The following is a 24073-nucleotide window of genomic DNA, read 5'->3' on the forward strand; positions in this document are numbered from 1 at the left end:
TCTGCCCCCGTGTTCTGCCCCGGATCATAGGCCGCGCTTTGCGCGGTTCACCCTTGAGGCGGGGATGGACATTCACAATGGACACCGGTCTTCAGGGCAAACCTGCCCCCCTGAAGACTTTGTCAGCAAAACAATCCTTCTGCACTGCCCGAAGGGCAGTGCCACGCCCAAGGCTGCCTTGCCGGCATCTTTGATGCAGGCAACAGGCGCGGGAGCTCACCCTGTCCCGGAGTCAGCCGGTTGCACTCCCGCGCTGCGCCTCATCCCCCATCGAGATCAGCAGCGGCGCCTGCGTCTGACGTGCCCTGAAGGCCTCCTTCCCGGACATGCCCCGCCAGCCGGCCTGCACCAGCGATTGCGCCACTGCGCCGCCCAGCGTGGTGCCGGGGCCGGTCACGATGAACAAATCCGGTGCAAACTCGCAGGCCGCATTCTGCACCGCACGGGTAAAGTCATAGGGTTCCACCACCTGGTGCCCCAGCGTGTAGTCCCATAGCGCCTGAGTATCCGTGGCACCAGGCCACCAGATCTGCCCGCGCCCATCCACCAGCGGCACATCAGGCTGCCTGAACATCTCCTGCCCCAGCCGTTTGCGCCCGTGTTCAGCCACTGGCGCCTGCAGGCTGGTATGGAAGGCGGCGTGATTGGCCAGCCGCATCGGAAAACGCTCCTCCACCGCTGGCACCGCCGCCTCAAAGGCTGTCAGCCCGGCTTCGTTCCCGGCCAGCACCAGCATTCCGCCCAGATCGATTGACAACGCCAGGTCCTGCCCCTCGCGCGCATTGACCTCAGCCGCCACTGCCAGCAGTTCCGCCCTGCGCACGGGGTCATGCTGCCAGTCGGGACCAGCAAAGGGATAAACCAGCTGGCCGCCGATCAGCTGCTCCTGCATCAGCGTGCCCATGGTGTTCACCACCTTGAACCCATCCGCCGCACTCAGCGCTCCGGCGGCGGCCAGCGCGATGTACCAGCCCATGGAGTTGCCAGTGACCGCAACCACCTCGATGTCTTCTGCCAGCGATTGCGCATCTGCCAGTGCCGAAGCGTAGATCAGCGGCGAAGCAATATCCCCGCGGGAATACTTCGACACCGAAAACCGGGTGGCCCCGTCCAGCGCTGTCACCTCTTCCTGCCCGCCTGCCTTGCGCTGCGCATCAAATCCGGCAAACAGTGCCGCCTTGTCCGCATGGTGGCGGTGCAGATAGCCCAGCTCTGCCTTGTTGTAGGTGCCCCGTCCCGGGCAGATCAGAACAGCGGTGCGGGTCATGTCCGGCCTCCGGTCAGTTTGAGGGCAACCTCAATGATGCTGTCTTTCGACGGCAGTGTCGCGCCATAGGCCGGCCCGGTTGCAATGAAGCAGTCGCTGGCCGCTATCCGCGCCGCCGGGACGTCCGATTGTTCGGCAAACAGCGCCATCAGCGCCTCCGACTGGCTGCCGGTGATACGGCATTCATCAACGATCAGCACGTGCTCGCAGCCCTTGACCGCCTCCAGCAGAGCCGCTTCCGGCATTGGTGCCAGCCAGCGCAAATCCACAATCCGCGCCGCCACGCCCTGCGCCGCCAGCTCCGCCTGTGCCTGAGCAGAGAGGTAGCGTCCGTTGCCATAGGTCACGATGGCAAGATCGGTGCCGTCCCCATGCACCCCGACCTCGCCCAAAGCTATCCGCCGGTCCGGTGCGGGATAGGTCCGTATCCAGCTGCCATCCTTCGCATCATGCAGATCCCGCATCGGGTACAGGGCGATCGGCTCGACAAACACCACCACCCGCTGTTCTTCGCGCGCCAGCCGCACGCATTCGCGCAGCATCATCGCGGCCTCCGCCCCGTCCGATGGGCAGGCCACCACGATCCCCGGAATATCCCGAAGCACCGCCAGCGAATTGTCGTTGTGGAAATGACCGCCAAAGCCTTTCTGGTAACCCAGTCCGGCAATCCGCACCACCATCGGATTGGTGAACTGTCCGCTGGAGAAGAACGGCAGCGTCGACGCCTCGCCGCGCAGCTGGTCCTCGGCGTTGTGCAGATAGGCCAGGAACTGGATCTCGGGGATCGGCACAAAGCCGTTGTGCCCCATGCCGATGGCCAGCCCCAGGATCGACTGCTCATCCAGCAGCGTATCGATCACCCGGTCCGGCCCGAACCGCTGCTGCAGCTTCTGGCTGACACCATAAACGCCGCCCTTGCGCCCGACATCCTCGCCCATCACGACAATCTCGCCATGCTCCAGCATCAGGTCCGTCAGCGCCCAGTTGATCAGCCGCGACATCGGCTGCGGCTCCTCCATTGCCCGCATGTCGCTGCCGAAAGCCGCCGCGCGCGCCGCGGTATCTGTACCGTTGGCGGATGCGCAACTGCGCCTCGGCGGAATCAAGCTGGCCGCCACATCCTCTGCCGTCTTCAGGTGCGGACGCTTCACCGCCTCTGCCCGGATCCGCTCCACACGCGCGCAGGTCTCCTGGTAGATCTTCAGCGCATCCGCCGGCTGCAAGGCTCCGGCCTCTGCCAAAAGCCGCACCGAATGCAAGAGCGGATCATTGGCCTCATCAGCTTCCACCTCAGCCTTGCTCATATAGGTGGTGGGCACATCCGCACCGGCATGGCCGTAAAGCCGCACGGTGCGCAGATGCAAGAAGGCAGGCTTTTTGCGGGTCCGCACATACTCCGCCGCTTCCTGCGCCACCGCGTAGGTGTTGTAAATATCCAGACCATCGGCCTTGAAATACCTGATGCCCGGCCGCCCGGCCATAGAAGCCTCGATCCACCCCTTTGGGGTCTTCACCGATATGCCGATGCCGTTGTCCTCGCAGACGAACAGCAAAGGCAGCGGCGTCGACTGCACCGCGGTCCAGCCCGCCGTATTGATCGCCCCCTGCGCGGTCGAATGGTTGGCGGAGGCGTCGCCAAAGGAGCACATGACAATGGCATCGTCCGGCATCGTCTGATGTTCGGGCTTGTGCCGCCTGGCCGCACCGACGGAATAGGCGGCGCCAACCGCCTTGGGCAGATGCGAGGCGATGGTCGAGGTCTGCGGCGGGATCATCAGCGCTCTTGAGCCCAGCACCTTGTGCCTGCCGCCAGAGGTCGGATCCTCGCTGGAACAGGCAAAGGACAGCAGCATGTCCCAGGCTATCCGCTGCCCCGGCACCTGATCGGCGCGGGCGATCTGGAACGCCGCATCCCGGTAGTGCAGGAACGCCATGTCGGCGGGGCGCAGCGCCCGCGCCAAAGCCGCCATGCCCTCATGCCCCGAGGAGCCGATTGTGTAAAATCCCTCGCCCGCCTTCTGCATTGCCCGGCTGGTCAGGTCCAGCGCCCGGCTCAGCACCTGCGCGCGGAAGGTGCCGACGGCCTCAGAGGCCTCAAGCGGACCGGCGGGCGCCGCACCGGCGGGGAAGTCTGCAGCCTGAACCCGGTCCAGGAAATTCTGATGCACGATCTGGGCACGGTCCATGCGGCCTCCTTGGAACAATAACTGTGCGCGTTTATCCGCGAATCCGAAGGTTGACGCCAATTAGATTGCGTACTGATGCCATTCCAAAATGGAATGACAGACCGGCAAATCAGTCCAGTTATTCACATCGGCTGCCCAAAAGGCATAAGAAGGCACGCTTCTTTGATTTGAAACCAGAGCCCCCTGTTTTCACCTTAAATCTTCGCCGCTTGCGGCATGGAAAACGGCGGCGCACCGGCTCTGCTGCACAAATCGGCAGATAGCCCGGGTTCCCCTTGCCCCGGACAGACTTATGCGACAGCCTGTTTGACAGCTATGCCGCGAGCTGTGTCGCCGTTCAGGACGGCGATACGCGCTTGGTGTTCGGCAGGGGTGGCCCCGGCACCCCGGCCGCTGCAGCCCCCGTTCCGGGTTCGGTTCTGATGTTTTTGGCGACCCCGGCAGGATTCGAACCTGCAACCTGCCCCTTAGGAGGGGGCTGCTCTATCCAGTTGAGCCACGGGGCCGCGCCTGTTTACGCGATAGCAAATCCCCCCTGCGATCACAATGGCATGGAGGCGGCCGAATGCAGATTTGCCGCGCGCAGTTTCCATTGTGCAGCCACCGATGTCTGCGCTAACGTTGCACGCAGCAATAACAAGAGGCTCAGGAACGTGACCACGGACAGCAAGCGCCCTCTCACCCTCCGCGATGTATCCGAAGCGACCGGTGTTTCCGAAATGACCGTGAGCCGTGTGCTGCGCAACCGCGGCGACGTCTCGGAAAAGACCCGCACCAAAGTGTTGAGCGCCGCCAAGGAGCTGGGCTATGTCCCCAACAAGATTGCCGGCGCGCTGGCCTCGAACCGGGTGAACCTGGTGGCGGTAGTCATCCCGTCGCTGTCGAACATGGTGTTCCCTGAGGTGCTGACCGGCGTCAACAAGGTGCTGGAAAATACCGAGCTGCAGCCGGTGGTCGGTGTCACCGACTATCAGCCCGAGAAAGAGGAAAAGGTGCTGTACGAGATGCTCTCATGGCGCCCCTCCGGCGTGATCATTGCCGGCCTTGAGCACACCGATGCCGCCCGTGCCATGCTGAGCAGCGCTGGCATCCCGGTGGTGGAGATCATGGACACCGACGGCAAGCCGGTGGATGCGATGGTCGGCATCTCGCACCGCCGTGCAGGCCGTGAAATGGCCAAGGCGATCCTTAAGGCCGGCTACCGGCATATCGGCTTCATGGGCACCAAGATGCCGCTCGACCACCGGGCGCGCAAACGGTTCGAAGGCTTCACAGAAGCGCTGGCCAAAGAAGGCGTGGAGATTGAAGACCGAGAGTTCTATTCCGGCGGTTCGGCCCTGGCAAAGGGGCGTGAAATGACCCAGGCCATGCTGGAGCGCTCGCCTGAGCTTGATTTTCTCTACTACTCAAACGACATGATCGGCGCAGGCGGCTTGCTGTATCTGCAGGACCAGGGCATCAGTGTTCCCGGCCAGATCGGCCTTGCAGGCTTCAACGGGGTTGAGCTGCTGCAGGGGCTTCCCCGCAAGCTCGCCACCATGGACGCCTGCCGCCTGGAAATAGGCCGGAAAGCGGCCGAAATCATTGCCGCACAGCTGGAAGACCCCGACGCCGAGATCGAAAAACACGTTACCTTGACCCCGACCATATCCTATGGGGACACGCTGAAACGGCGCTGATGCGGCTGGACAATCAAAGAGCGCGGAGGCTGTTCCTGGACCGCCACGCCCTGCTGGAGCAGCCCGCAGGCCCGGCCAAGGGCGCCGATCTTCTGGCGCTCATCCAGCGGTTGGGGTTTGTACAGCTTGATAGCATCAACACAGTTGCGCGGGCCCATGATGTGATCCTTTATGCGCGTCGGCCTGGCTTCCGCGCCAAGCATCTGAAACAGCTCTATGAACGCGGCCGCGGGCTGTTTGAACACTGGACGCACGACGCAGCAATGATCCCGATGGCGTTTTATCCGCATTGGCACCTGCGGTTTCAGCGCGATGCGGAATTGCTGCGCAAGCGCTGGCGCAACTGGCGGCGCGACGGGTTTGAGGCGCAGTACGAGGCAGTCCTGAACCATGTGCGGGATCATGGGCCGGCCAGCTCTTCTGATGTGGGAAAAGACGAAAAGAAAGGCTCCGGCGGCTGGTGGGATTGGCACCCGTCCAAGACCGCGCTGGAGTATCTCTGGCGCTCCGGGGCTCTGACCGTGGTGGGTCGCGACGGATTTCAGAAACGCTATGACCTGACCGAGCGGGTGATCGAGGAACATCTGCGGCCCGGAACTGCGCCCTGCAATGCAGAGGCAACGATCAGCTGGCTCTGCTCCGCTGCACTGGGCCGGCTGGGTTTTGCCACTTCCGGCGAACTCGCCGCTTTCTGGGACACTGCCTCTCCGGCGGAAGCCAAGGCTTGGTGTGCCGGCCAGCTGCGTCTGGGCGAGCTGGAAGAGATTGAGATCGAGCAAGCGGACGGCAAGCTGCGCAAAGTGTTCACCCGCCCGGGTACAGTGGAGGCCGCCGCGGAACTGGGTCCGGCACCGGGGCGGATGCGGGTGCTCAGCCCCTTTGACCCCGTCCTGCGCGACCGCAAGCGGGCCGAGCGGCTGTTTGGATTCTACTACCGGATTGAGGTCTTCACACCCGCACCCAAGCGCCAATACGGCTATTATGTCTTTCCGCTGCTGGAAGGCGCGCGTTTGGTTGGCCGGATCGACATGAAGGCGGACCGGGACGCAGACATCCTGCGTGTATCCGCCGTCTGGCCCGAGCAGGATGTAAAATGGTCCCCGGCCCGCGCCAAACGGCTGGAGGCGGAACTGGACCGGGTTGCACGCTTTGCTGGCCTTGGCAGCGTGCATTTCACAGACGGCTGGCTGTGCCGGCCGGTATTACTCAGGCCGTAGCTGCGCTACGATCACCTGCCGGTAATCTTCCGGTGCGGGTTTTGTTGTGAAGCTCTCCGGCGCAATGAAAACGCAGACGAACTTACCCTCGAAACACAGCTGCCCGTTCTGGCGCGCATGCACCCGGAACGTCACGGATTTGCTTCCCAGCGCCGATGGCCAGACTTCGCACACGAGCCGGTGGCGCGGGGTCACCGGAGACCTGAAATCGATGCTCATATGCACAAATGGCGTGCCCGTGCCCCTGTCCAGCTCCATCTGGTACCAGCCGTCGCCGCCCAAGTGATGCTCCCACCAGGCGTCGATCGCTTCCAGCGCAAAGACGGGCAGCCGTCCGGTAAAGGCAATCCGGGCCGGGTCGCAGTCGCCCCAGCCGACACGGATTTCATGGGTAAACCCCGGCTGCGCCGGAGCGGAGGGATGTCCAGTCATGCCAGCCTCCTCATTGCGTCAGCATCAAAGGCAACAGAGTGATGATCGGGAAAGCGACCAGGATAACCACCCGGATGAGATCGGAGGCAACAAAGAACATCACCGCCTTGTAAGTATCAATCATCCGGGTCTTGCGGTCCATCGCGTTGATGATGAACAGGTTCATGCCCACCGGCGGCGTGATCAGGCCTACCTCCACCACGATGAGCACCAGCACCCCGAACCAGATGGCGACATATTCCGCCTCGATCCGGTTCACCCGGCCTTCGGTCACCCGAATGCCCAACTCCTTCATCTGCTCGCGTGTAAGTTCCGCTCCGGCGGCAATGGCGTCCTGTATTGAGGCCAGCATCTCAGCCCCCATGCCTTCAGGCACCCCAGCCTTCAACACCTCCATCGCGGCGTCCGCCTGCATCGCGGGCAGCGACAGCAGGCCAAAGTCCATGACCGAGATCACTGGGAAAAAGATCGGAATGGTCAGCAGGATCATCGACAGGCTGTCCATCAGGCAGCCGAACACCAGATAGAAGGCCAGGATCAGCGCCAGCACCATCCAGGGGCTGAGGCCCTGGCTCACGACGAAATCGGCCAGTTCCTGCGGCACCCTGGTCAGCGCCAGGAAGCCGTTGTAAAAGCCCGCGCCCAACACGATGAAGAAGATCATCGCGGTGGACCGCGCGGTCACCAGGAAACTGTCCGCCAGCGTCTCACGGGTCAGCCCGCCATTGGTCCAGGCGATGAATCCGGTGCCAAAGGCCCCTACGGCAGCGCCTTCAGTTGGGGTGAACCATCCCAGGTAGATGCCGCCGACAACCAGGCCAAAGACCAGCAGCACCGGCCAGACATGGAACAGCGCGGCAAAACGCTCGCGCATCGGCACCGGCGGGCGGGTGCCCGCGCTTTCCGGGAACAGGCGCACATAGACCGAGATCGCAATCACATAGCCCAGTGCCGCCAGCAGGCCGGGGATGAAGGCCGACAGGAACAGCTTGGCGATGTTCTGCTCGGTCAGGATAGCGTAGATCACCAGTACCACAGAGGGCGGGATCAGGATGCCAAGCGTGCCGCCTGCCGCCAGCGTCGCGGTCGAAAACCCGCCGGCATAGCCATACTGCTTCAGCTCCGGCAGCGCGACCCGGCCCATGGTGGCCGCGGTTGCCAGCGACGAGCCGCAGATCGCGCCGAAACCCGCACAGGCGCCGATTGCTGCCATCGCAACTCCGCCCTTGCGGTGGCCCAGGAACCCTTCGGCCGCCTTGAACAGCGCGGTGGACATGCCGCCCAGCGTCGCGAAATGCCCCATCAGCAGGAACATCGGCACAATGGTCAGAGAATAGGAGGAGAAGGTGGTATAGGTCTCGCTTTTCAGCCGTCCGAATGCCACCTGGGTGCCATCCGTCACCCAGATCAACCCGCCAAGGCCAACCAGGAACATGGAAAGCCCGATCGGCACCCGCAGAAAGATCAGCAGCATCAGAACCGGGAAGGAGGCGATGCCAATTTCAAGAGCCGTCACTGTTCGCCCTCCACGCCGTCCCAGATCAGGATCCGGCCGGTAAAAAATTCTATAGTTCGGATTGCACCCATGTAGATGCCAACGATGGCCGCTACGACCGCCGCCACCATGCTGATGGCGTAGGCCCACCAGACCGGGAACTCGAGCAGGAAGGACGTTTCGCCATTGGAATACTTGCCCGCAAGCCCGTCCCCCAGCCGCCAAGCAATCAGCACCAGAACGGCGGCAAAGACCACTTCGGTCGCCATCCGCAGAAACCGCTTCACGCCGCGCGGAAACGCATTGGCGACCACGTCAACCGAGGCATGGCCCGCGGTGATCTGGCACAACGGCAGGAAGGCAAAGATGGCAAAGGCCACCCCGGCTTCGACCAGCTCGAAGTCGCCGTTGACCGGCCCGACCCAGCCCGTCATCCATTTCGAAAACCCCGGTGCGATCCGCTCCATCATTTCGCCATGGAAGAAGCCATTGAGCAAACGCCCGGCGATCGAAACACATGTCAGAATGATCAGAAGAGTGAGGACCGCACCGCCCAGGTAGGCCATGGAGTTGGCCAGCCGCGTCATGAGCTTGTGCATGGTTCAGTTGCCTTATTCCGGTATGCAAAGGGCCGCAGTGCCAATGCCGCGCGGCCCTTCACGTTTATCAATCAAAACGCCTTACTGGTACTGCGGCGTGTATTTCTCGATCAGCGCGCTGGCTTCCTCGATCAGCGCGGCACCGTCGATGCCCTTTTCCTTCATGTCAGCGATCCACTGGTCATAGATCGGCTGCGAGCGCTCACGCCAGATGGCGGTCTGCTCTTCGTCCAGGGTGATGACGTTGTTGCCCAGGTCCAGCGCCATCTCGCGCGAGGGGCCGTCTGAATCCGCCTGGGTGCCGCCGGCAAAGACCGAGAATTCCAGGCCCGAGTTATCGTCGATCGCCTTTTTCAGGTCATCCGGCAAACTTTCATACTTCTCCTTGTTCATCGCCAGGACGAAAGTGAGGGTATAAAGCGCCTTGCCGGTGAACTCGGTGTGGTTTTCCACCAGTTCCGGCACCTTCAGTGCTGCGGTCACTTCCCACGGGATGGTGGTGCCGTCGATCACGCCCTTGGACAGGCCCTCCGGGATTGCCGGAACCGGCATCCCCACCGGGGTTGCACCCAGCTCGGTCAGCAATGCGTTGACCGACCGTCCGCCGCCGCGGATTTTCATGCCTTCCAGGTCTTCCGGCGTTTCCACCGGTTCAGACGTATGGATCATGCCCGGCCCGTGCACCCAGGTGCCCAGGATGTGCACATCCTTGAACTCGGTATCCTTCATGTGCTTGTCGAACATCTCCCAATAAGCGTGCGACACAGCCCGCGCATTGGTCATCATGAAGGGCAGTTCGAACACTTCGGTCGAGGGGTAGCGGCCCGGGGTATAGCCGACCACGGTCCAGACGATGTCCGCAACACCGTCGATGGCCTGGTCCATCAGTTCCGGCGGCTTGCCGCCCAGCTGCATCGACGGGAAGCGGTCGACCTTGATGCGCCCGCCCGAGGATTCCTCGACGTTGTCCGCCCAGACATCCAGGATCAGTTTCGGCACATTGGCCTGCGCCGGCAGGAACTGGTGCAGTTTCAGCGTCACCTCCTGCGCAAATGCCGGTGCCGCACAGAATGCTGCGACCGCTGCCGCGCCAACAGCGCCCAATAGCTTTCTCCGAGTGGTCATGTTGTCCTCCCTTTGACCTTATCATTTGCCGGATATCCGCGTTCGCAACTTTGCTGCGGATTCCGGCAATAATCTTTATGTTTCTGCTGTCAGAGCCCCGTCAAAGGTTCGTTTTACGAACCGCTTGCTTTCCTGCTATTAGGTGCGTTTGTAACCATCAACAGCAGATTATGCATTTTTCACTCATGAAATCTGCCTTCTGGTGATGCCGCAGGCAAATGTTCCGATTGATATGTTACGCAGACCCCCGCATTCGCATTCAAATTGATACATATGGAAACCGGTGCAAGGCAACAACAATCATCCGTTTACTCCATCTCGCGTCATTCCGCTCCAGTCAAAGCCAGCGCAACAGGTGCCAGCCCGTCAATCCCGCCACGGATCCGGTCGCCGCTGCGCACCGGACCGACCCCTGCAGGTGTGCCGGTCAGAATCAGATCTCCCGGCCGCAGGTGATAGAACCCGGACAAGTGGCAGATAATTTCCTCCACGGACCAGATCATCTCCTCCAGCGCGGCGTCCTGCCTGGCCTCACCGTTCACCTCCAGCCAGATCCGCTGCCCGGACGGCCCGCTCCAATCCGCCGCCCGTGTCAGCGGCGCAAACACCGTGCCGTTTTCAAGATCCTTGCCTAGATCCCAGGGCCGCTGCTTCTGCCGTTCGCGGATCTGCAGATCGCGCCGGGTCATGTCCAGCGCGCAGCCATAGCCGAAGACCGCAGCCCGCACCTGCTCGGGCGGTGCCTGGAACACTGGTGCCCCGATGGCCACTGCCAGCTCCATCTCGTAATGGAAATTCTCCGTGCCGGGCGGATAGGGAACTTCGGCACCTGACAGCACCCCGTTGACCGCTGCCTTGGTGAAATAGAACGGCGCCTCCCTGTCCACCTCATTGCCCATCTCTGCGGCATGTGCCGCATAGTTGCGCCCGACGCAAAATATCCGCCCCACAGGATATCCGGCCGCTTCCCCAGCAATCGGAATCACCGGGGTTTCCGTCAGTGCAAACAGAACCTCACCCATCTGAAAAGTCCTTTTGATCTTCCGCACTCCCAGTGAGACCCCCAAACCAAGAGCCTGTAAACCCTGCATTCGGCTTGCAACGGTTTGAATTTTCACCCCCACGCGTTTGCCAGCGACGCTCTTGTCGCAGTTCCGCCAGATACGCAGGCCTGGAGCGGCAGTCTGTTTCCTCAACACAGGAGGTGCGCAATGGCGGCAACCAACGCAGACACCACTGAATATGCTCAGCAGGCCAGCCTTCTCCAGGACGCTGCCGATTTGCGGCCCATGGACGGAATTCTGTTCCTGCTTCTGGCCACCACTCTGTTCCCCATTCAGGACGTGATCATCAAAAGCCTCAGCGGCGGTTTTGCAGTGCATCAGATCATATTCTAGCGCGGTGTCTTTGCGCTGCCGATTGTCGCCGCTATCGCTTGGTTCGAAGGCTCGCTGTGGCCGCTGCGCCTGGGTTCGGTCCTTCTGCAGCTGCCGCGGGCCACTGCGGGTTTCAGCTCGTACCTGGTCTACTACATGGCGCTGGCGGCGATCGGATTGGCAGAGACCGCCGCCATCACCTTCTCCACACCGATCTTTGTCACAGTTCTTGTCACCGTCTTCCTGGGCGAGCGGATCGGCCTGTTCCGCTGGATCGCAGTCTTCATCGGCCTTGCCGGGGTTTTGGTGATAGTGCAGCCTGGTTCCGGTGTGTTCGAGCCCGCTGCCGTGCTCGCACTGCTGGCCGCCATCGCCTATGCCATCTCGATCATCACCACCCGCAAGCTGGGCAAACGCACCAACGGCGGGTCAATGACCCTGTTCACGCTGGTGTTCTTCATTGCCGCCGGCGCCGTTCTTGGCCTGATCTTCTCCAACCTCCAGACAGAGTCGCCCCACCCCAGCCTCGCCTTTCTCTACCGCGAGTAGCCCCCCCCGGCACCGAATGACTGGCTGCTGCTGATGGCGCTTGGGGGAATTTCAGGTATCGGCTTCTTCGCCCTGTCTCAGGCTTACCGGCTGGCCGAGGCCTCGGTCGTCACCCCCTTTGAATACACCTATTTGCCCTGGTCGGTATTCTGGGCCTGGATGATCTTCGGCAGCCTGCCCGGATTCACGACCTGGATCGGTCTTTCTATGATCGTCGGCGCCGGCCTGCTGATCGTCTTCCGCGAAGCCGTAATGGGCCTCCGTGTGGGCCGCCGCAAGGGCCTCGGCATCCTGCGCCAGCGCTGATGAGACCATGGGCAGGCCTGCGAGTCCGGGCTGCGCAAGGCCTGCACCCGCCGCTTGGCCGAAGCTGGTGCCACCAGCCACAATATAGGCGCTGTTACGGGCCGTTGAACACTGGCACAGGTACAGCGTTGCAGCGAAGCTGCAGGGCGCGAAGGCATGGCCAATTCTGAGATTGAGACACTCATTGCCCGCCCTGATGACGAGCGAACCTTGACGAACCCTTCTGGAAGGCTCGTCAAATCTGACATCAAACCCCAGCAGGGGCAGGGAAACATATGAGGAAGTGGTGAGCCGTGCAGGATTCGAACCTGCGACCCACTGATTAAAAGTCAGTTGCTCTACCAACTGAGCTAACGGCCCACTTCTTCGCTGCTGTCTAAGTGTTTTTCCCAAGAGGTTCAAGCACTTATTTAGCCTCGGAACTGCTTGGCAGCGTGTGTCGCGCTGTCCCGATAGGCGGCGTATCTAGGGCCAGTGCGACGGGGGGTCAACCCCTTTTTTCAACTTTTCTCACCGAAGGCTGGATTCATCCCGGCCCGAGGTCTATATGCCCGCCATGAGCACCAAGGCAGATACCGCACTCCCCTTCATGAAGATGCACGGGCTGGGCAACGACTTCGTCGTTGTCGACGCGCGCGCGCAGGACATTGCCATCACCCCGGCAATGGCCAAGGGAATCGCCCACCGGCAGTTCGGCGTCGGATTTGACCAGCTGACCGTGATATCGAACGGTCCGGGTGACGCGCATCTGACCTTCTACAATGCCGACGGCTCCACCTCAGGCACCTGCGGCAACGCCACCCGCTGCGTGGCGCGCCACCTGATCCTCGAAAGCGGCAAACCCGAACTGCACCTGACCACAGGCCGCGGCGACCTTTATGCCCGTGATGCGGGCAATGGCCTGACCTCCGTCAACATGGGCGCGCCGCAACTGAACTGGCAGGAGATCCCCCTGGCCGAAGAAACCGACACACTGGAGCTGCCGATCGAGGGCGGCCCAACCGCCACCGGCATGGGCAACCCGCATTGCACCTTTTTCGTGGATAATGCCGAGCTGATCCCGCTGACGGAATTCGGCCCCCGCTACGAACACCACCCGCTCTACCCCCAGCGCACCAATGTGCAGGTCGCCCAGGTAACCGGCCCCGACCGTATCCGCATGCGCGTGTGGGAGCGCGGAGTGGGTGTCACTCTGGCCTCGGGATCCTCCTCCTGCGCCACCGCCGTTGCCGCCGCCCGCCGCGGGCTGACAGGCCGCAAGGTGCAGATCGATCTGGATGGCGGCACCCTGTGGATTGACTGGGCCGAGGATGGCGTTTGGATGACCGGACCGACCATGCATGTCTTTACCGGCAGCCTGACCCGTGCATTCCTGGAGGCACTGGCATGAGCGCCCCCAAATTCACCACGCTCGGCTGCCGTCTCAACGCTTACGAGACTGAAGCAATGAAGGAGCTGAGCCAGCAGGCGGGACTTGAAAACGCGGTGGTGGTGAACACCTGCGCGGTGACCGCCGAGGCCGTGCGCAAGGCGCGCCAGGAAATCCGCAAGCTGCGCCGGGAAAACCCGGAGGCGCCGATCATCGTCACCGGCTGCGCCGCCCAGACCGAGCCCGAGACTTTTGCCGCGATGGAAGAGGTCACCCGGATCATCGGCAATACCGAGAAAATGCAGGCCGAGACCTGGAACGAAATCGCCAGAGGGCCGGATTTCATCGGCGCCACGGAAAAGGTCCAGGTCGACGACATCATGTCGGTGACAGAGACTGCGGGCCATCTGATCGACGGCTTCGGCACCCGCAGCCGCGCCTATGTGCAGGTCCAGAACGGCTGCGACCACCGCTGCACCTTCTGCATCATCCCTTATGGCCGCGGCAACTCCCGCTCGGTCCCGGCGGGCGTGGTCATCGACCAGATCAAGCGGCTGGTGGATAAGGGCTACAACGAGGTGGTGCTGACCGGCGTCGACCTCACCTCCTGGGGCGCCGACCTGCCCGCGCAGCCGCGCCTGGGCGATCTGGTGATGCGGATTCTGAAGCTGGTGCCGGACCTGCCGCGCCTGCGCATTTCCTCGATCGATTCGATCGAAGCGGACGACAACCTGATGCAGGCCATCGCCACAGAGCCGCGGCTGATGCCGCATCTGCACCTGTCGCTGCAGCATGGCGACGACCTGATTCTGAAACGCATGGCACGGCGCCACCTGCGCAACGATGCCATCGCCTTCTGCGAAGAAGCCCGCCGCCTGCGCCCGGACATGACCTTCGGCGCCGACATCATTGCAGGCTTCCCGACCGAGACTGACTCCCATTTCGAGAACTCGCTGAAGCTGGTCACCGACTGCGGCCTGACCTGGCTGCACGTCTTCCCCTATTCCAAACGCGACGGCACCCCGGCAGCAAAAATCCCCAACCAGGTGAACGGCAATGTGATCAAGGAACGCGCCGCGCGCCTGCGCGCCGCCGGTGACGCCCAGGTGGAACGCCATCTGGCAGAGCAGATCGGCAGAACCCACCGCATCCTGATGGAAAACCCGCACATGGGCCGCACCGAACAGTTCACTGAGGTGGCCTTTGCCATACCGCAGGAGGAAGGCCGGATCGTCACCACCGCAATCACCGGCACGGCCGGCAGCCAGCTGACGGCCTGAACCCATGTCAACAGGTCGCAGATGCGCCCGCCCCGGACCCGGCAGACAACCTCTGCCGGCGCCACCATCCGCTAGCCAGTGGCCCTGCTGGTCCAGGCTGCAGGCCAGGCCCGACCACACGGCTGCCTTCAGAAACGGTCCCTTCCAGCGCCCAATACCCCATCTCGAAAACGCTGTTCACTGCTGTCAGATCGTGTGCAGCTCCTCGCTCCCGCCCCGCGCTGCGCTGAATTCAATGCCGTGTGCATCCTCTCCGCAGGCACATGCTCTCACTGGTATAATTGTCCCGCATAGCCGGGTTAGCAGCCTTGCAGGCCTTCCACCGGCCCATTTCTTCGCGCCGGATTTCCGCATTCGACTGTCCAGGCATTTCAGCCGCCTGTTCCGCCAAGCGTGGCCAGGACACGCACGCTTTGCAACACAGCCAGCCGCAACGGAGTGGCGAAGACGCAACTGCCGCAGGCGCCCGGCTCCTTGCACATTTGCCCCCAGGGCTTTGAGCCGCTATGAAGGAGCCAAGGTCCCGGACACCTGCCGCTCGCAGCCTCTGGCTATGGTGAAGTCCGGATCTGCATCATTCCTGACGCCTGGGCGCAGGTCCGGATAGCAATGCGAGCCCTATCTGCATCCCCACCGCGCCCTTTCGCGAAAGGCATATCCCCATGCAGACTCCCTCCGCCCTTCCTCCCGTGCCGCAGCTCAAGGCCGAAGCCCGGCTGCTGCGCAGGCATTCACAGGCCCAGGGCCAGCCCATCAGCCACAGCACCGCGCTGGAACGGATCGCCAGCTACTACGGCTTCCGTGACTGGAACACCCTCAGCGCCCGCGCCTCCAACGCGCCGGAGCTGCAAGTGGGGATGCGGGTCGAAGGGTTCTATCTGGGCCAGCCCTTCACCGGCTATGTTCACGGGCTTGCAGCCTGCGGCAGCAATGGCCATCGGCGGATTACGTTGCAATTCGACACGCCGGTGGATGTGGTGCAGTTCGACAGCTTCTCCTCCTGGCGCCACCGAGTGTCCGCGGTCATCAATGCGGACGACCGTTCACCGCAGAAGACCTCGAACGGGCTTCCGCACCTGACAGTCAGCCCGCTGGCCTAGAACACCGGGCCCCGCCGGCTTCTTTCTGGTTTGAAATACTCCGGGGTGAATGCGCTGCAAAGCGCAGAGGGGCGGCGCCCCGAACCCGCGGCCAAAACGAAAACCCCCCGCAAGCGGCACTTGCGGGGGGTTGTTTCACGCTGTCAGTCAGCCAGGGCTCAGTCCTTGCCCTTGACCGGTGCCCAAAGCTTCTTGTTGGTCAGGTACAGCAGCACCGACAGGACGGTCAGGAACAGGACACCCACGAAGCCGGCCTGCTTGCGGGCCATCATCTTGGGCTCAGCAGTCCACATCAGGAACGCTGCAACGTCCTGCGACATCGCCTCCACATCATTGGCATGGCCGTCGGCAAATTCCACCTGCTCATCCGACAGCGGCGGCGCCATCGAGATCCAGCCGCCCGGGAAGGCGGTGTTTTCATAGAAGGTGGTGCCGGCTTCGTCCTTGGTCTCGCCGGTGTAGCCCGCCAGCAGCGAGGCGATGTATTCGGCACCGCCCATGCCCTTGAACAACTGGTTCAGACCCAGGCCATAAGGCCCGTGGAAGCCCGCGCGGGCCTTGGCCATCATGCTCAGGTCCGGGGCGCCAACACCGTTGTTCTCCGGGAAGTTGTCGACCGGCTTGGCCGGGCGGTCCTCATCCAGTTCCGGATCATAGACGCTGAAGTTGTCTGCCGCATAGGCCCGCACCTGATCCGCAGGCATCTGCGGGCCGCCCTCGTCCGACAGGGTGCGGATCGGCACCAGCTTCAGCCCGTGGCAGGCTGCGCAGACTTCGGTGTAGATCTGCAGGCCGCGCTGCAGCTGGTTGCGGTCGTAGGTGCCGAACGGGCCTTCGAACGAGAAGGCGTAGTCGGTGATGTGCTGCTCGCCGCCGCCTGCTGCGTAAGACGCAGCAGGGATCATGGCCAGAGCGAAGGCGGCACCGGTTGCCAGTTTCTTGAACATTGCGAGGTGTTCCTTCTTCTTACTCGGCAGGAGTGGCTTCAGCAGAAGACTTCTTGCCGTAGTGGGCGTCGAAATCCTCTTCGATGGTGGCAGGCTGAGCCGTCGGTTTCTCGATCACACCAAGCAGCGGCAGGATCACCAGGAAGTAGCCGAACCAATAGGCCGATGCGATCAGCGAGAACGATGCATAGGGCTCTTCTGCCGGCATCGCGCCCAGCCACATCAGGGCAAAGAAGTCGACCACCAGCAGCGCAAACCACCATTTGAACATCGGACGGTAACGGCCCGAACGGACGCGCGACGTATCCAGCCAGGGCACCAGCGCCATCACCGCGATTGCACCGAACATCGCCAGCACGCCGAAGAACTTGGCGTCAACAATGCCGCCGGTCACGAAGGAGGCGAACTGCACCACCCACACTTCCGAAGTAAAGGCACGCAGGATCGCGTAGAATGGCAGGAAGTACCATTCCGGAACAATGTGCGCAGGTGTCACCAGCGGGTTGGCTTCGATGTAGTTGTCCGGGTGGCCCAGGTAGTTCGGCATAAAGCCGACGATCGCCCAGAAGATCACCAGCACCACGGCCAGGCCCAGGAAGTCCTTGATCACGAAGTACGGCCAGAACGGCAGGGTGTCTTTCTCGGCTTCGGCTTTGGAGCCCTTGCGGACATCAACACCGGTGGGGTTGTTGTTGCCAGTGGTGTGGAAGGCCCAAATGTGCACGATCACCAGCGCTGCGATCACGAAGGGCAGCAGGTAGTGCAGCGAGAAGAAGCGGTTCAGCGTGGCGTTGTCCACCGCCGGTCCGCCCAGGAGCCAGGTCTGGATCGACTCGCCGATGAACGGGATCGCGCCGAACAGGCCGGTGATCACGGTGGCGCCCCAGAAGGACATCTGGCCCCAGGGCAGCACGTAACCCATGAAGGCGGTGCCCATCATCATCAGGTAAATCAGCATGCCCACGATCCAGGTGATCTCGCGGGGCGCCTTGTAGGAACCGTAGTACAGGCCGCGGAAGATGTGGATGTAGACAGCAACGAAGAACAGCGAGGCGCCGTTCATGTGAAGGTAGCGCAGCATGTGGCCGCCGTTCACGTTGCGCATGATGTGCTCGATCGAGGCAAAGGCCATGTCGACATGCGGAGTGTAATGCATCACCAGGACGATGCCGGTGACGATCTGCAGCGCCAGGCAGAAGGCCAGGACGATGCCCCAGATCCACCACCAGTTCAGGTTCTTGGGGGTGGGGATCATGATGGTGTCATAGATCAGGCCGACAATGGGCAGGCGGCTGTGCAGCCACTTTTCTGCACCTGTCTTCGGCTCGTAATGGTCGTGCGGAATACCGGACATGAGCGCGTTTCCTTATCCCAGCTTGATGGTGTTGGCGTCGGTGAACTCAGCCACCGGCACGTGCAGGTTCTCAGGCGCCGGGCCTTTGCGGATGCGGCCTGCGGTGTCGTAATGCGACCCGTGGCAGGGGCAGAACCAACCATGGAAATCACCGGCACCGTCGCCCAGCGGCACACAGCCGAGGTGGGTGCAGACACCCATCATCACCAGCCATTCACCGGCCTCGTCCATGGTGCGGTTCACGTCCGCCGCATCGGTCCCCGGCTTGTTCGGGTTTTCCGACCGCGGGTCGATCAGCTCGGACATTTCCACGGCACGGGCGGCGTCGATCTCTTCCTGGGTGCGGCGGCGGATGAACACCGGCTTGCCCAGAAACATGACCGAAATCTGCGTTCCAACTTCCACGCCGCTGACATCGACCAGGATCGAGGACAGCGCTTTTACATCGGCAGAGGGGTTCATCTGGTTGACCAGGGGCCATACGGCGGCACCCGCGGTCACTGCCCCGGCGCCGGCAGTGGCGTAGTAGAGGAAATCTCTCCGGGTTCCTTCGTGGTCTTCTGCGTGGGACACGAGGTTTTCTCCAATTCCAGCGCCCGTTTAGGGCAAACATGCGCATGCACCGCGATTGCTCGCAGTGACTCTGGCGCGTGTCTAGCGGGGAGAATGGCTTTCGTCCAGCGCTCATAGGCGCGCAGAAAGCCGCAGGACGGGATTTCTGTCTCGCCTGTGTGACAGTGCCACACCCATCTCGGTGCGGCCCCCGTCCGTTTCAAGAGCCGAGCTCAGCCCGCAGGCGGTTTTGTTGCCAGCATCGAGGGGCGCGAATCAAATTCCGAATACCACTCCGCCAGCGCCTCGTTGCCTTGGCGCCAGCCCGCATCCGGGTGGCGGAAGTCCACATAGGCCAGCGCACAGGCGACCGCGATCTGACCGATGTCCAGCGGTCCCTGCAGGTGGCTCATCCAGCGCGCATTCAGTGCCGCGCAGGCACCCAGCACCTTGCCCCGCTGCGCTTCCAGCCACTCGTCCCACTGCTTTTCTTCCGGCCGCAGCCGCTTTTCGTAAGACATCAGAACCGCTGCATCCATGATCCCGTCGGCGGTTGCTTCCAGCACCTTGCTGTCCCAGCCGCCGCGATACAGCCTGCCGCCCGCGCGCGCGTCCAGATAGGCGCAGATTACCCGGCTGTCATACAGCGCAGGCCCGTCATTGCGCTCCAGCGCCGGGATCTTGGCCAGCGGGTTGCTGGCCTTCACCTCTTGGCTGGGGCTGACGGGTGTGGTCGCAACATTGAGCATTTCAACATCATCCAGCTGCCCGGTTTCATGCAGCAGCACCACGACTTTGCGGGCAAAGGGCGACGCCGGGGAGTAGGTGAGCTTCATGGAAAATCCTCCGCTGTTTTGCTGCAGCCTACTGCAAGCCGCACCAATGAAAAGAGCCAAGCCTCTGTCTGTGCTATATTGGGTACAAGCCCGCCAGAAGCACAGGGAGGCTCAACCAATGATTATGCGGATATTCCAGGTGGTCGTCCGGCCGGGCAAAGAGGCCGAGTTCAGCAGATTCTTTCATGAAACCGCGATCCCGCTGATGAAAGGCACCGACGGCATCGTCTCGGTCCTGCCGGGCGCGCCGCGTGCCGAAACCCCGCGGGAGTTCAGCTTTGTCATGGTCTGGAAGGATCTGGCCTCATTAAAGGCCTTTGTTGGTGATCATTACACCAGCCCGCATATCGACCCCGCCGAGGCTGAACTGGTCGAGTCGCGCACCATCAAGCATTACGATCTGGTTGAATCCTGACCTGTCCCGCAGTTCCCGCTTGCAGGAACCTTCTCCGCTTGGCACAGTTCCGCCGTTCTCAGGGCGGGGCGGAATTCCCCACCGGCGGTAAGCGGGCGCGTCCCGCAAGCCCGCGAGCGGCTTCCAAATTTTGGAAGTGTCAGCAGATCTGGTGCGACTCCAGAGCCGACGGTCACAGTCCGGATGGAAGAGAACGTGCAGAAGGGCCGCGGGAAATGCGCGCCCGTCTGTTCGTGATCGCCTTGGGTGACGTGTCAGAACCAAAGGAGATTACGACATGACACACACCCGCTATGCCTTCATCAAGGCGCAATGGCATGCAGATATCGTGGACCGGGCGCTGGAGGGTTTCCTGCAGCTGGTCCCGGCAGAGCAGGTCGACGTCTTCGACGTGCCCGGCGCCTTCGAAATGCCGCTTCTGGCACAGGAGCTGGCCAAGACCGGAAAATACGCCGCTGTGGCCTGTGCCGCTCTTGTTGTGGATGGCGGCATCTACCGGCATGATTTCGTCGCCCAGGCCGTGGTAGACGGGCTGATGCGCGCCGGACTGGAGACCGGAGTGCCGGTATTGTCGGTTTCGCTCACACCGCATCAGTACCAGGAAACGGAACATCACAACGCGATCTACCGCGCGCATTTCGTGGAGAAGGGGCGCGAGGCGGCAAATGCTGCATTGATGATCGGCAAGACGCGAAAAGCTGCGCTGGCAGCGTAAAGTTGAGAGCTGCGCCTGCCTTGGGGGAGCAGGCAGGCGCAGCCCGGCCAAATGGCCGGGCAAGAGGTCCCAAGACGGGCTACCCCAGATACGCCTTCAACGCAGGCGGCGGGTTATCCAGCAGCTCCGCCGTCTTTTGCGGCGGGTGCGCCTTGCCCTCTGCCACCAGCACCACCAGGCCCGCAATCCGGCGGGCATCATCCGGATCGTGGCTGACCATCAGCACGGTGGCACCGCTTTCGCTGGCCAGTTCCGCCACCAGATCCAGCATCTCCGCTTTCAGTGCAGGTCCCAGCGCGGCAAAGGGTTCATCCAGAAGCAGGACTTCCCGCCCCTGCACCAGCACCCGCGCCAAAGCCACCCGGCTCTGCTGCCCGCCAGACAGCGCCGCAGGCTTGCGGGCGCCCATTCCATTCAGGCCCACACGCTCCAGAGCATCCGCCACCCGGCGCCAGTCCGCCTCCGCCAGCCGCAGATTGGCACTCACTCCCAGCGCAACATTCTGTGCCACGGTCAGATGCGGAAACAGGTTGCCGTCCTGAAACAGCATCGCAATCGGCCTCTTGCCCGGCTGCAGGCCGCTCAGATCCGCACCATTCAAGCTGATCCGTCCGCGTGCGAGCGGCAAAAATCCGGCAACGGCCTCAACCAGTGTCGACTTCCCGGCACCTGAAGGCCCGATCACCGCCACACAGGCACCCGGCGCTATCTCCAGATCGGCCTCCACGGCAAAGCCGCCATTCATGATCCGGCAATTCTCAAGCCTCAGCATGCCAGCGCCCTCCGCGGTCCAGGATCCAGAACACCCCCATCGAGAGCATCAGCAAGACCAGCGCCGCACCCGCCGCCGCCTCCATCCGGTAGGCTCCCATCAGCCGGTAGATCTGCAAGGGCAGCGTCGCGAACTCCGGATCCGCAAACAGCGCTACCACGCCCAGATCCCCCATCGACAAGGCCGCCGCCAACCCGGCAGCAAACCCGGTCTGCGCCCGCATCCGGGGCAAGTAGACCCGGCGGACAAAGGCCCAGCCCTGCATGTCCAGCGACAGCGACAGGCGCCCGTAGCGCCGCAGCACGTCCCGTGCCCGCGGCACCAGGATGCGCATGGCAAAAGGCAGCGCCATCACCGCATTGACCAGCGCTGTTACCGGCAGTGCCAGCGCAAACGGGTCGGCAATGGGATAGATCAGAATGAACAGCCCGGTGCCGATCACCAGCGGCGAGGCCGCCAACCCCAGAATCCCCGACAGCTCGGTCACGCCGCTCCGCCCCGCAGCAACTGCAGCCGCCATCGGCAGGGCCAGCATCAGCAGAATGGCTGTGCTGAGCGCCGCCACCAGAATGGAATTCCCTGCGGCCTGCCAGACGGACGCATTCAACGATGCGGCACCGGGCAGCCCGGCCAGCACGATCGCCGCCAGCGGCAGCAGCAGAAAGGCGCCGGAAAGGACAATCCAAAAGCAGTCCATGCTGCGCGCCAATGCACCCTGCCCGTCCCAGCGCCGCACCGCGCGGTCAAGGCCGGCGCCAAAGCCCTCTCCTGACGACACCCGCAGCGCCACCAATGCGGCGGCACCAGTCAGAAGCAGCTGCATCCCGGACAACAGCGCAGCGCGGCCAAGATCGAAATCAAACCGGAACGCCTGATAGATGGCGAGCTCAATGGTGGTGGCCCTCGGCCCGCCGCCCAGGGTCAGCGCCACAGCAAAGCTGGACAGGCTGATGGCAAAGACAACGGCCAGAGCCCCGGGCGCCACCCGCCGCAGCATTGGCCCTTCCAAGAGCCGCCACATCGCCAGCGGCCCGGCATCCAGTTGTGCCGCCTGTCGGAAACGCTCTGCCGGAATTTCCTGCCACCCCTGGAGGAACAGCCGGGTCGCCAGCGGCAGATTGAAGAAAACATGCGCCAGCACCACCCCGTGCAATCCGTAAATCTGCACCGGCTCCAGCCCGAAAAGGCCAAGCAAACCGCTCAGCCAGCCGGCCCGGCCAAACACCGCCAGCAAGCCAAGGATTGCCACGATGACCGGAAGAATGAAAGGCGCACCGAGCAGGGCAACCAGCAGCGTCCGCCCCGGAAACCGCTGCCGGGCCAATGCACGAGCAACCGGCACCGCCAACCCGACGCTCAACAGCGCCGACAGGCAGGCTTGTGTCAGCGTGAACTGCAGCGCGGCCCAATCGCTGGCGGCGAGGCCGGTTCCGGCCTCTGCCCTGAACGCCACAGCGCCAAGGGTCCCCAGAATCAGCGCCGCCACTAGCAGGGCCGCGCTGACCCCGGAAAACGCGCTTAATGGCTGAGCGCGTCCAGCCATTCGCCCAGCGCCGCCTCCCGCACGTCTGCCGCTTCAGTCTCATCCAGCAACAGGGATTTTTCCGGCGCGATCAGGGTGCCGAAACCTTCCGGAAGGCCCGCTGCCGGGGTCACTGCCGGGTACATCCAATTGGTGGTCGGAATGATCGACTGGAAGGCATCCGACACCATGAAGGCCAGGAACTGGTCTGCCAGCTCCGGCTGGTCGCTGGCCGCCAGCTTGCCGGCCACTTCCACCTGCATGTAATGGCCCTCGTCAAAGGCGGCGGCCGCCTTGGAGCTGTCTTCCTCAGCAATCAGGTGGTACGCAGGCGAGGTGGTGTAAGAGAGGACCATGTCGGCCTCGCCTTCCAGGAACATGCCGTAGGCCTCCGACCAGCCCTTGGTCACAGTGACGACATTATCAGACAGGCCTCGCCAGATCTCCGGCGCTTCGTCGCCATAGGCCGCCTTGACCCACAGCAGCAGGCCCAGGCCCGGGGTCGAGGAACGCGGATCCTGAATCACAATTTTCTGGTCGCTGGCGGCCAGCGCCCTGAAGTCCGCAGGCGCAGCTGCATCGGCGTTGTGGACAAAGGCAAAATAACCCCAGTCATAGGGCACAAAAGTCGCGTCATTCCATTCAACCGGCAGCGCAAAGTCGGCGCTGACCGAGTGATCCGCAAACAGACCGGTTTCCTTGGCCGCCGCGGTCAGGTTGGTGTCGAGGCCCAGAACGACGTCAGCATCCGAGCGTTCTCCTTCCAGCTTGACCCGCGCCAGCAGCGCCGCGCCGTCGCCGGTGCCCACCAGTTTCAGATCGCAGCCGCAGACTTCTTCAAAGGCTTTTTCCACCGCCGGGCCGGGACCCCAGTCGGATACGAAGCTGTCATAGGTGTAAACGATCAGTTCGGACGTTTCGGCAAAAGCTGCCGATGCGCCGAGCAGTCCCGCTGCAAATGCAAGATGTTTCATGCCATC

At 62.8% G+C, this 24073-nt stretch carries 24 protein-coding genes, 2 tRNA genes and 1 riboswitch; of the genes, 10 read left to right on the plus strand and 16 right to left on the minus strand.

Annotated elements, in window-relative coordinates; translation table 11 throughout:
* Window positions 1-232: 232 nt before the first annotated feature.
* From OKQ63_RS19550 to OKQ63_RS19560, 3 genes are all read right to left on the minus strand, one after another.
* Window positions 233-1267, minus strand: coding sequence for an ACP S-malonyltransferase (locus OKQ63_RS19550; protein ID WP_264211685.1), 1035 nt, complete (start codon window positions 1265-1267; stop codon window positions 233-235).
* Window positions 1264-3453: a thiamine pyrophosphate-dependent enzyme gene (locus tag OKQ63_RS19555; protein WP_264211686.1), complete on the minus strand. Its 2190-nt coding sequence runs from the start codon at window positions 3451-3453 to the stop codon at window positions 1264-1266. Before OKQ63_RS19555 ends, OKQ63_RS19550 begins: the two co-directional genes overlap by 4 nt.
* 429 nt (window positions 3454-3882) lie before the next feature.
* A tRNA-Arg gene (locus tag OKQ63_RS19560) sits at window positions 3883-3959 on the minus strand.
* A 147-nt stretch (window positions 3960-4106) separates the two neighbouring features.
* On the opposite strand from OKQ63_RS19560, the gene OKQ63_RS19565 reads away from it, so the two are divergent.
* On the plus strand, window positions 4107-5132 hold the full coding sequence (locus tag OKQ63_RS19565) for a LacI family DNA-binding transcriptional regulator (protein WP_286672685.1): 1026 nt from the start codon (window positions 4107-4109) through the stop codon (window positions 5130-5132).
* Entirely contained in the window at window positions 5132-6349 is a 1218-nt protein-coding gene (locus OKQ63_RS19570) for a winged helix-turn-helix domain-containing protein (protein ID WP_264211687.1), read from the plus strand. Before OKQ63_RS19565 ends, OKQ63_RS19570 begins: the two co-directional genes overlap by 1 nt.
* On the opposite strand, the gene OKQ63_RS19575 is transcribed toward OKQ63_RS19570, so the two are convergent.
* The 5 genes from OKQ63_RS19575 to OKQ63_RS19595 all read right to left on the minus strand — a co-directional run bounded on the left by OKQ63_RS19575 (window position 6335) and on the right by OKQ63_RS19595 (window position 11022).
* Entirely contained in the window at window positions 6335-6781 is a 447-nt protein-coding gene (locus tag OKQ63_RS19575; protein ID WP_264211688.1) for an acyl-CoA thioesterase, read from the minus strand. The two genes, OKQ63_RS19570 and OKQ63_RS19575, sit on opposite strands and share 15 nt — an antisense overlap.
* Window positions 6782-6791: 10 nt before the next feature.
* A complete protein-coding gene (locus OKQ63_RS19580) occupies window positions 6792-8297 on the minus strand; it encodes a TRAP transporter large permease (RefSeq protein ID WP_264211689.1) in 1506 nt (501 codons plus the stop codon).
* Window positions 8294-8875: a TRAP transporter small permease gene (locus OKQ63_RS19585; RefSeq protein WP_264211690.1), complete on the minus strand. Its 582-nt coding sequence runs from the start codon at window positions 8873-8875 to the stop codon at window positions 8294-8296. Before OKQ63_RS19585 ends, OKQ63_RS19580 begins: the two co-directional genes overlap by 4 nt.
* An 81-nt stretch (window positions 8876-8956) precedes the next feature.
* Window positions 8957-10000: a TRAP transporter substrate-binding protein gene (locus tag OKQ63_RS19590; protein ID WP_264211691.1), complete on the minus strand. Its 1044-nt coding sequence runs from the start codon at window positions 9998-10000 to the stop codon at window positions 8957-8959.
* Window positions 10001-10323: 323 nt separating this feature from the next.
* On the minus strand, window positions 10324-11022 hold the full coding sequence (locus tag OKQ63_RS19595) for a fumarylacetoacetate hydrolase family protein (RefSeq protein ID WP_264211692.1): 699 nt from the start codon (window positions 11020-11022) through the stop codon (window positions 10324-10326).
* A gap of 189 nt (window positions 11023-11211) precedes the next feature.
* On the opposite strand from OKQ63_RS19595, the gene OKQ63_RS19600 reads away from it, so the two are divergent.
* The 3 genes from OKQ63_RS19600 to OKQ63_RS19610 all read left to right on the plus strand — a co-directional run bounded on the left by OKQ63_RS19600 (window position 11212) and on the right by OKQ63_RS19610 (window position 12231).
* Window positions 11212-11397, plus strand: coding sequence for a hypothetical protein (locus OKQ63_RS19600; protein ID WP_264211693.1), 186 nt, complete (start codon window positions 11212-11214; stop codon window positions 11395-11397).
* A gap of 63 nt (window positions 11398-11460) precedes the next feature.
* Complete coding sequence (locus OKQ63_RS19605) at window positions 11461-11925, plus strand: DMT family transporter (protein ID WP_264213959.1); 465 nt, start codon at window positions 11461-11463, stop codon at window positions 11923-11925.
* A gap of 33 nt (window positions 11926-11958) precedes the next feature.
* Window positions 11959-12231, plus strand: coding sequence for a DMT family transporter (locus tag OKQ63_RS19610; RefSeq protein WP_264211694.1), 273 nt, complete (start codon window positions 11959-11961; stop codon window positions 12229-12231).
* A 284-nt stretch (window positions 12232-12515) separates the two neighbouring features.
* Here OKQ63_RS19610 and OKQ63_RS19615 read toward each other — a convergent pair.
* Window positions 12516-12591: transfer RNA gene (locus OKQ63_RS19615), tRNA-Lys, on the minus strand.
* A gap of 187 nt (window positions 12592-12778) precedes the next feature.
* Between OKQ63_RS19615 and dapF the strand changes: the two genes are divergently transcribed.
* From dapF to OKQ63_RS19630, 3 genes are all read left to right on the plus strand, one after another.
* The gene (gene dapF, locus OKQ63_RS19620) at window positions 12779-13621 is read left to right on the plus strand and encodes a diaminopimelate epimerase (protein ID WP_264211695.1); all 843 of its coding nucleotides are present in this window, start codon (window positions 12779-12781) and stop codon (window positions 13619-13621) included.
* On the plus strand, window positions 13618-14880 hold the full coding sequence (gene mtaB, locus OKQ63_RS19625) for a tRNA (N(6)-L-threonylcarbamoyladenosine(37)-C(2))-methylthiotransferase MtaB (protein ID WP_264211696.1): 1263 nt from the start codon (window positions 13618-13620) through the stop codon (window positions 14878-14880). The genes dapF and mtaB overlap by 4 nt, the downstream gene beginning before the upstream one ends.
* Before the next feature lie 662 nt (window positions 14881-15542).
* On the plus strand, window positions 15543-15980 hold the full coding sequence (locus OKQ63_RS19630) for a glyoxalase superfamily protein (RefSeq protein ID WP_264211697.1): 438 nt from the start codon (window positions 15543-15545) through the stop codon (window positions 15978-15980).
* 158 nt (window positions 15981-16138) lie between these two features.
* On the opposite strand, the gene OKQ63_RS19635 is transcribed toward OKQ63_RS19630, so the two are convergent.
* The 4 genes from OKQ63_RS19635 to OKQ63_RS19650 form a co-directional block, all read right to left on the minus strand.
* Window positions 16139-16927, minus strand: coding sequence for a cytochrome c1 (locus OKQ63_RS19635; RefSeq protein ID WP_264211698.1), 789 nt, complete (start codon window positions 16925-16927; stop codon window positions 16139-16141).
* Window positions 16928-16946: 19 nt separating this feature from the next.
* The gene (gene petB / locus OKQ63_RS19640; protein WP_264211699.1) at window positions 16947-18281 is read right to left on the minus strand and encodes a cytochrome b; all 1335 of its coding nucleotides are present in this window, start codon (window positions 18279-18281) and stop codon (window positions 16947-16949) included.
* A 12-nt stretch (window positions 18282-18293) separates the two neighbouring features.
* Complete coding sequence (petA, locus tag OKQ63_RS19645; RefSeq protein ID WP_264211700.1) at window positions 18294-18854, minus strand: ubiquinol-cytochrome c reductase iron-sulfur subunit; 561 nt, start codon at window positions 18852-18854, stop codon at window positions 18294-18296.
* A 212-nt stretch (window positions 18855-19066) separates the two neighbouring features.
* A complete protein-coding gene (locus OKQ63_RS19650; protein ID WP_264211701.1) occupies window positions 19067-19669 on the minus strand; it encodes a glutathione S-transferase in 603 nt (200 codons plus the stop codon).
* Window positions 19670-19787: 118 nt separating this feature from the next.
* On the opposite strand from OKQ63_RS19650, the gene OKQ63_RS19655 reads away from it, so the two are divergent.
* Complete coding sequence (locus tag OKQ63_RS19655) at window positions 19788-20084, plus strand: antibiotic biosynthesis monooxygenase family protein (protein WP_264211702.1); 297 nt, start codon at window positions 19788-19790, stop codon at window positions 20082-20084.
* A gap of 50 nt (window positions 20085-20134) precedes the next feature.
* Window positions 20135-20283: riboswitch (FMN riboswitch) on the plus strand.
* Window positions 20284-20361: 78 nt separating this feature from the next.
* Window positions 20362-20799, plus strand: a complete 438-nt coding sequence (locus tag OKQ63_RS19660) for a 6,7-dimethyl-8-ribityllumazine synthase (RefSeq protein ID WP_264211703.1) — start codon at window positions 20362-20364, stop codon at window positions 20797-20799.
* Window positions 20800-20878: 79 nt separating this feature from the next.
* On the opposite strand, the gene OKQ63_RS19665 is transcribed toward OKQ63_RS19660, so the two are convergent.
* Genes OKQ63_RS19665 through thiB form a run of 3 tightly spaced genes read right to left on the minus strand, consistent with a single transcriptional unit; the run spans window position 20879 to window position 24067 of the window.
* Window positions 20879-21571: a thiamine ABC transporter ATP-binding protein gene (locus OKQ63_RS19665; RefSeq protein WP_264211704.1), complete on the minus strand. Its 693-nt coding sequence runs from the start codon at window positions 21569-21571 to the stop codon at window positions 20879-20881.
* Window positions 21558-23114, minus strand: coding sequence for a thiamine/thiamine pyrophosphate ABC transporter permease ThiP (locus tag OKQ63_RS19670; RefSeq protein ID WP_264211705.1), 1557 nt, complete (start codon window positions 23112-23114; stop codon window positions 21558-21560). The genes OKQ63_RS19665 and OKQ63_RS19670 overlap by 14 nt, the downstream gene beginning before the upstream one ends.
* Window positions 23090-24067, minus strand: a complete 978-nt coding sequence (thiB, locus tag OKQ63_RS19675) for a thiamine ABC transporter substrate binding subunit (protein ID WP_264211706.1) — start codon at window positions 24065-24067, stop codon at window positions 23090-23092. The genes OKQ63_RS19670 and thiB overlap by 25 nt, the downstream gene beginning before the upstream one ends.
* Between the last annotated feature and the right edge of the window lie 6 nt (window positions 24068-24073).

Origin of the sequence: Leisingera thetidis (assembly GCF_025857195.1) — a bacterium.
Lineage (GTDB): Bacteria > Pseudomonadota > Alphaproteobacteria > Rhodobacterales > Rhodobacteraceae > Leisingera > Leisingera thetidis.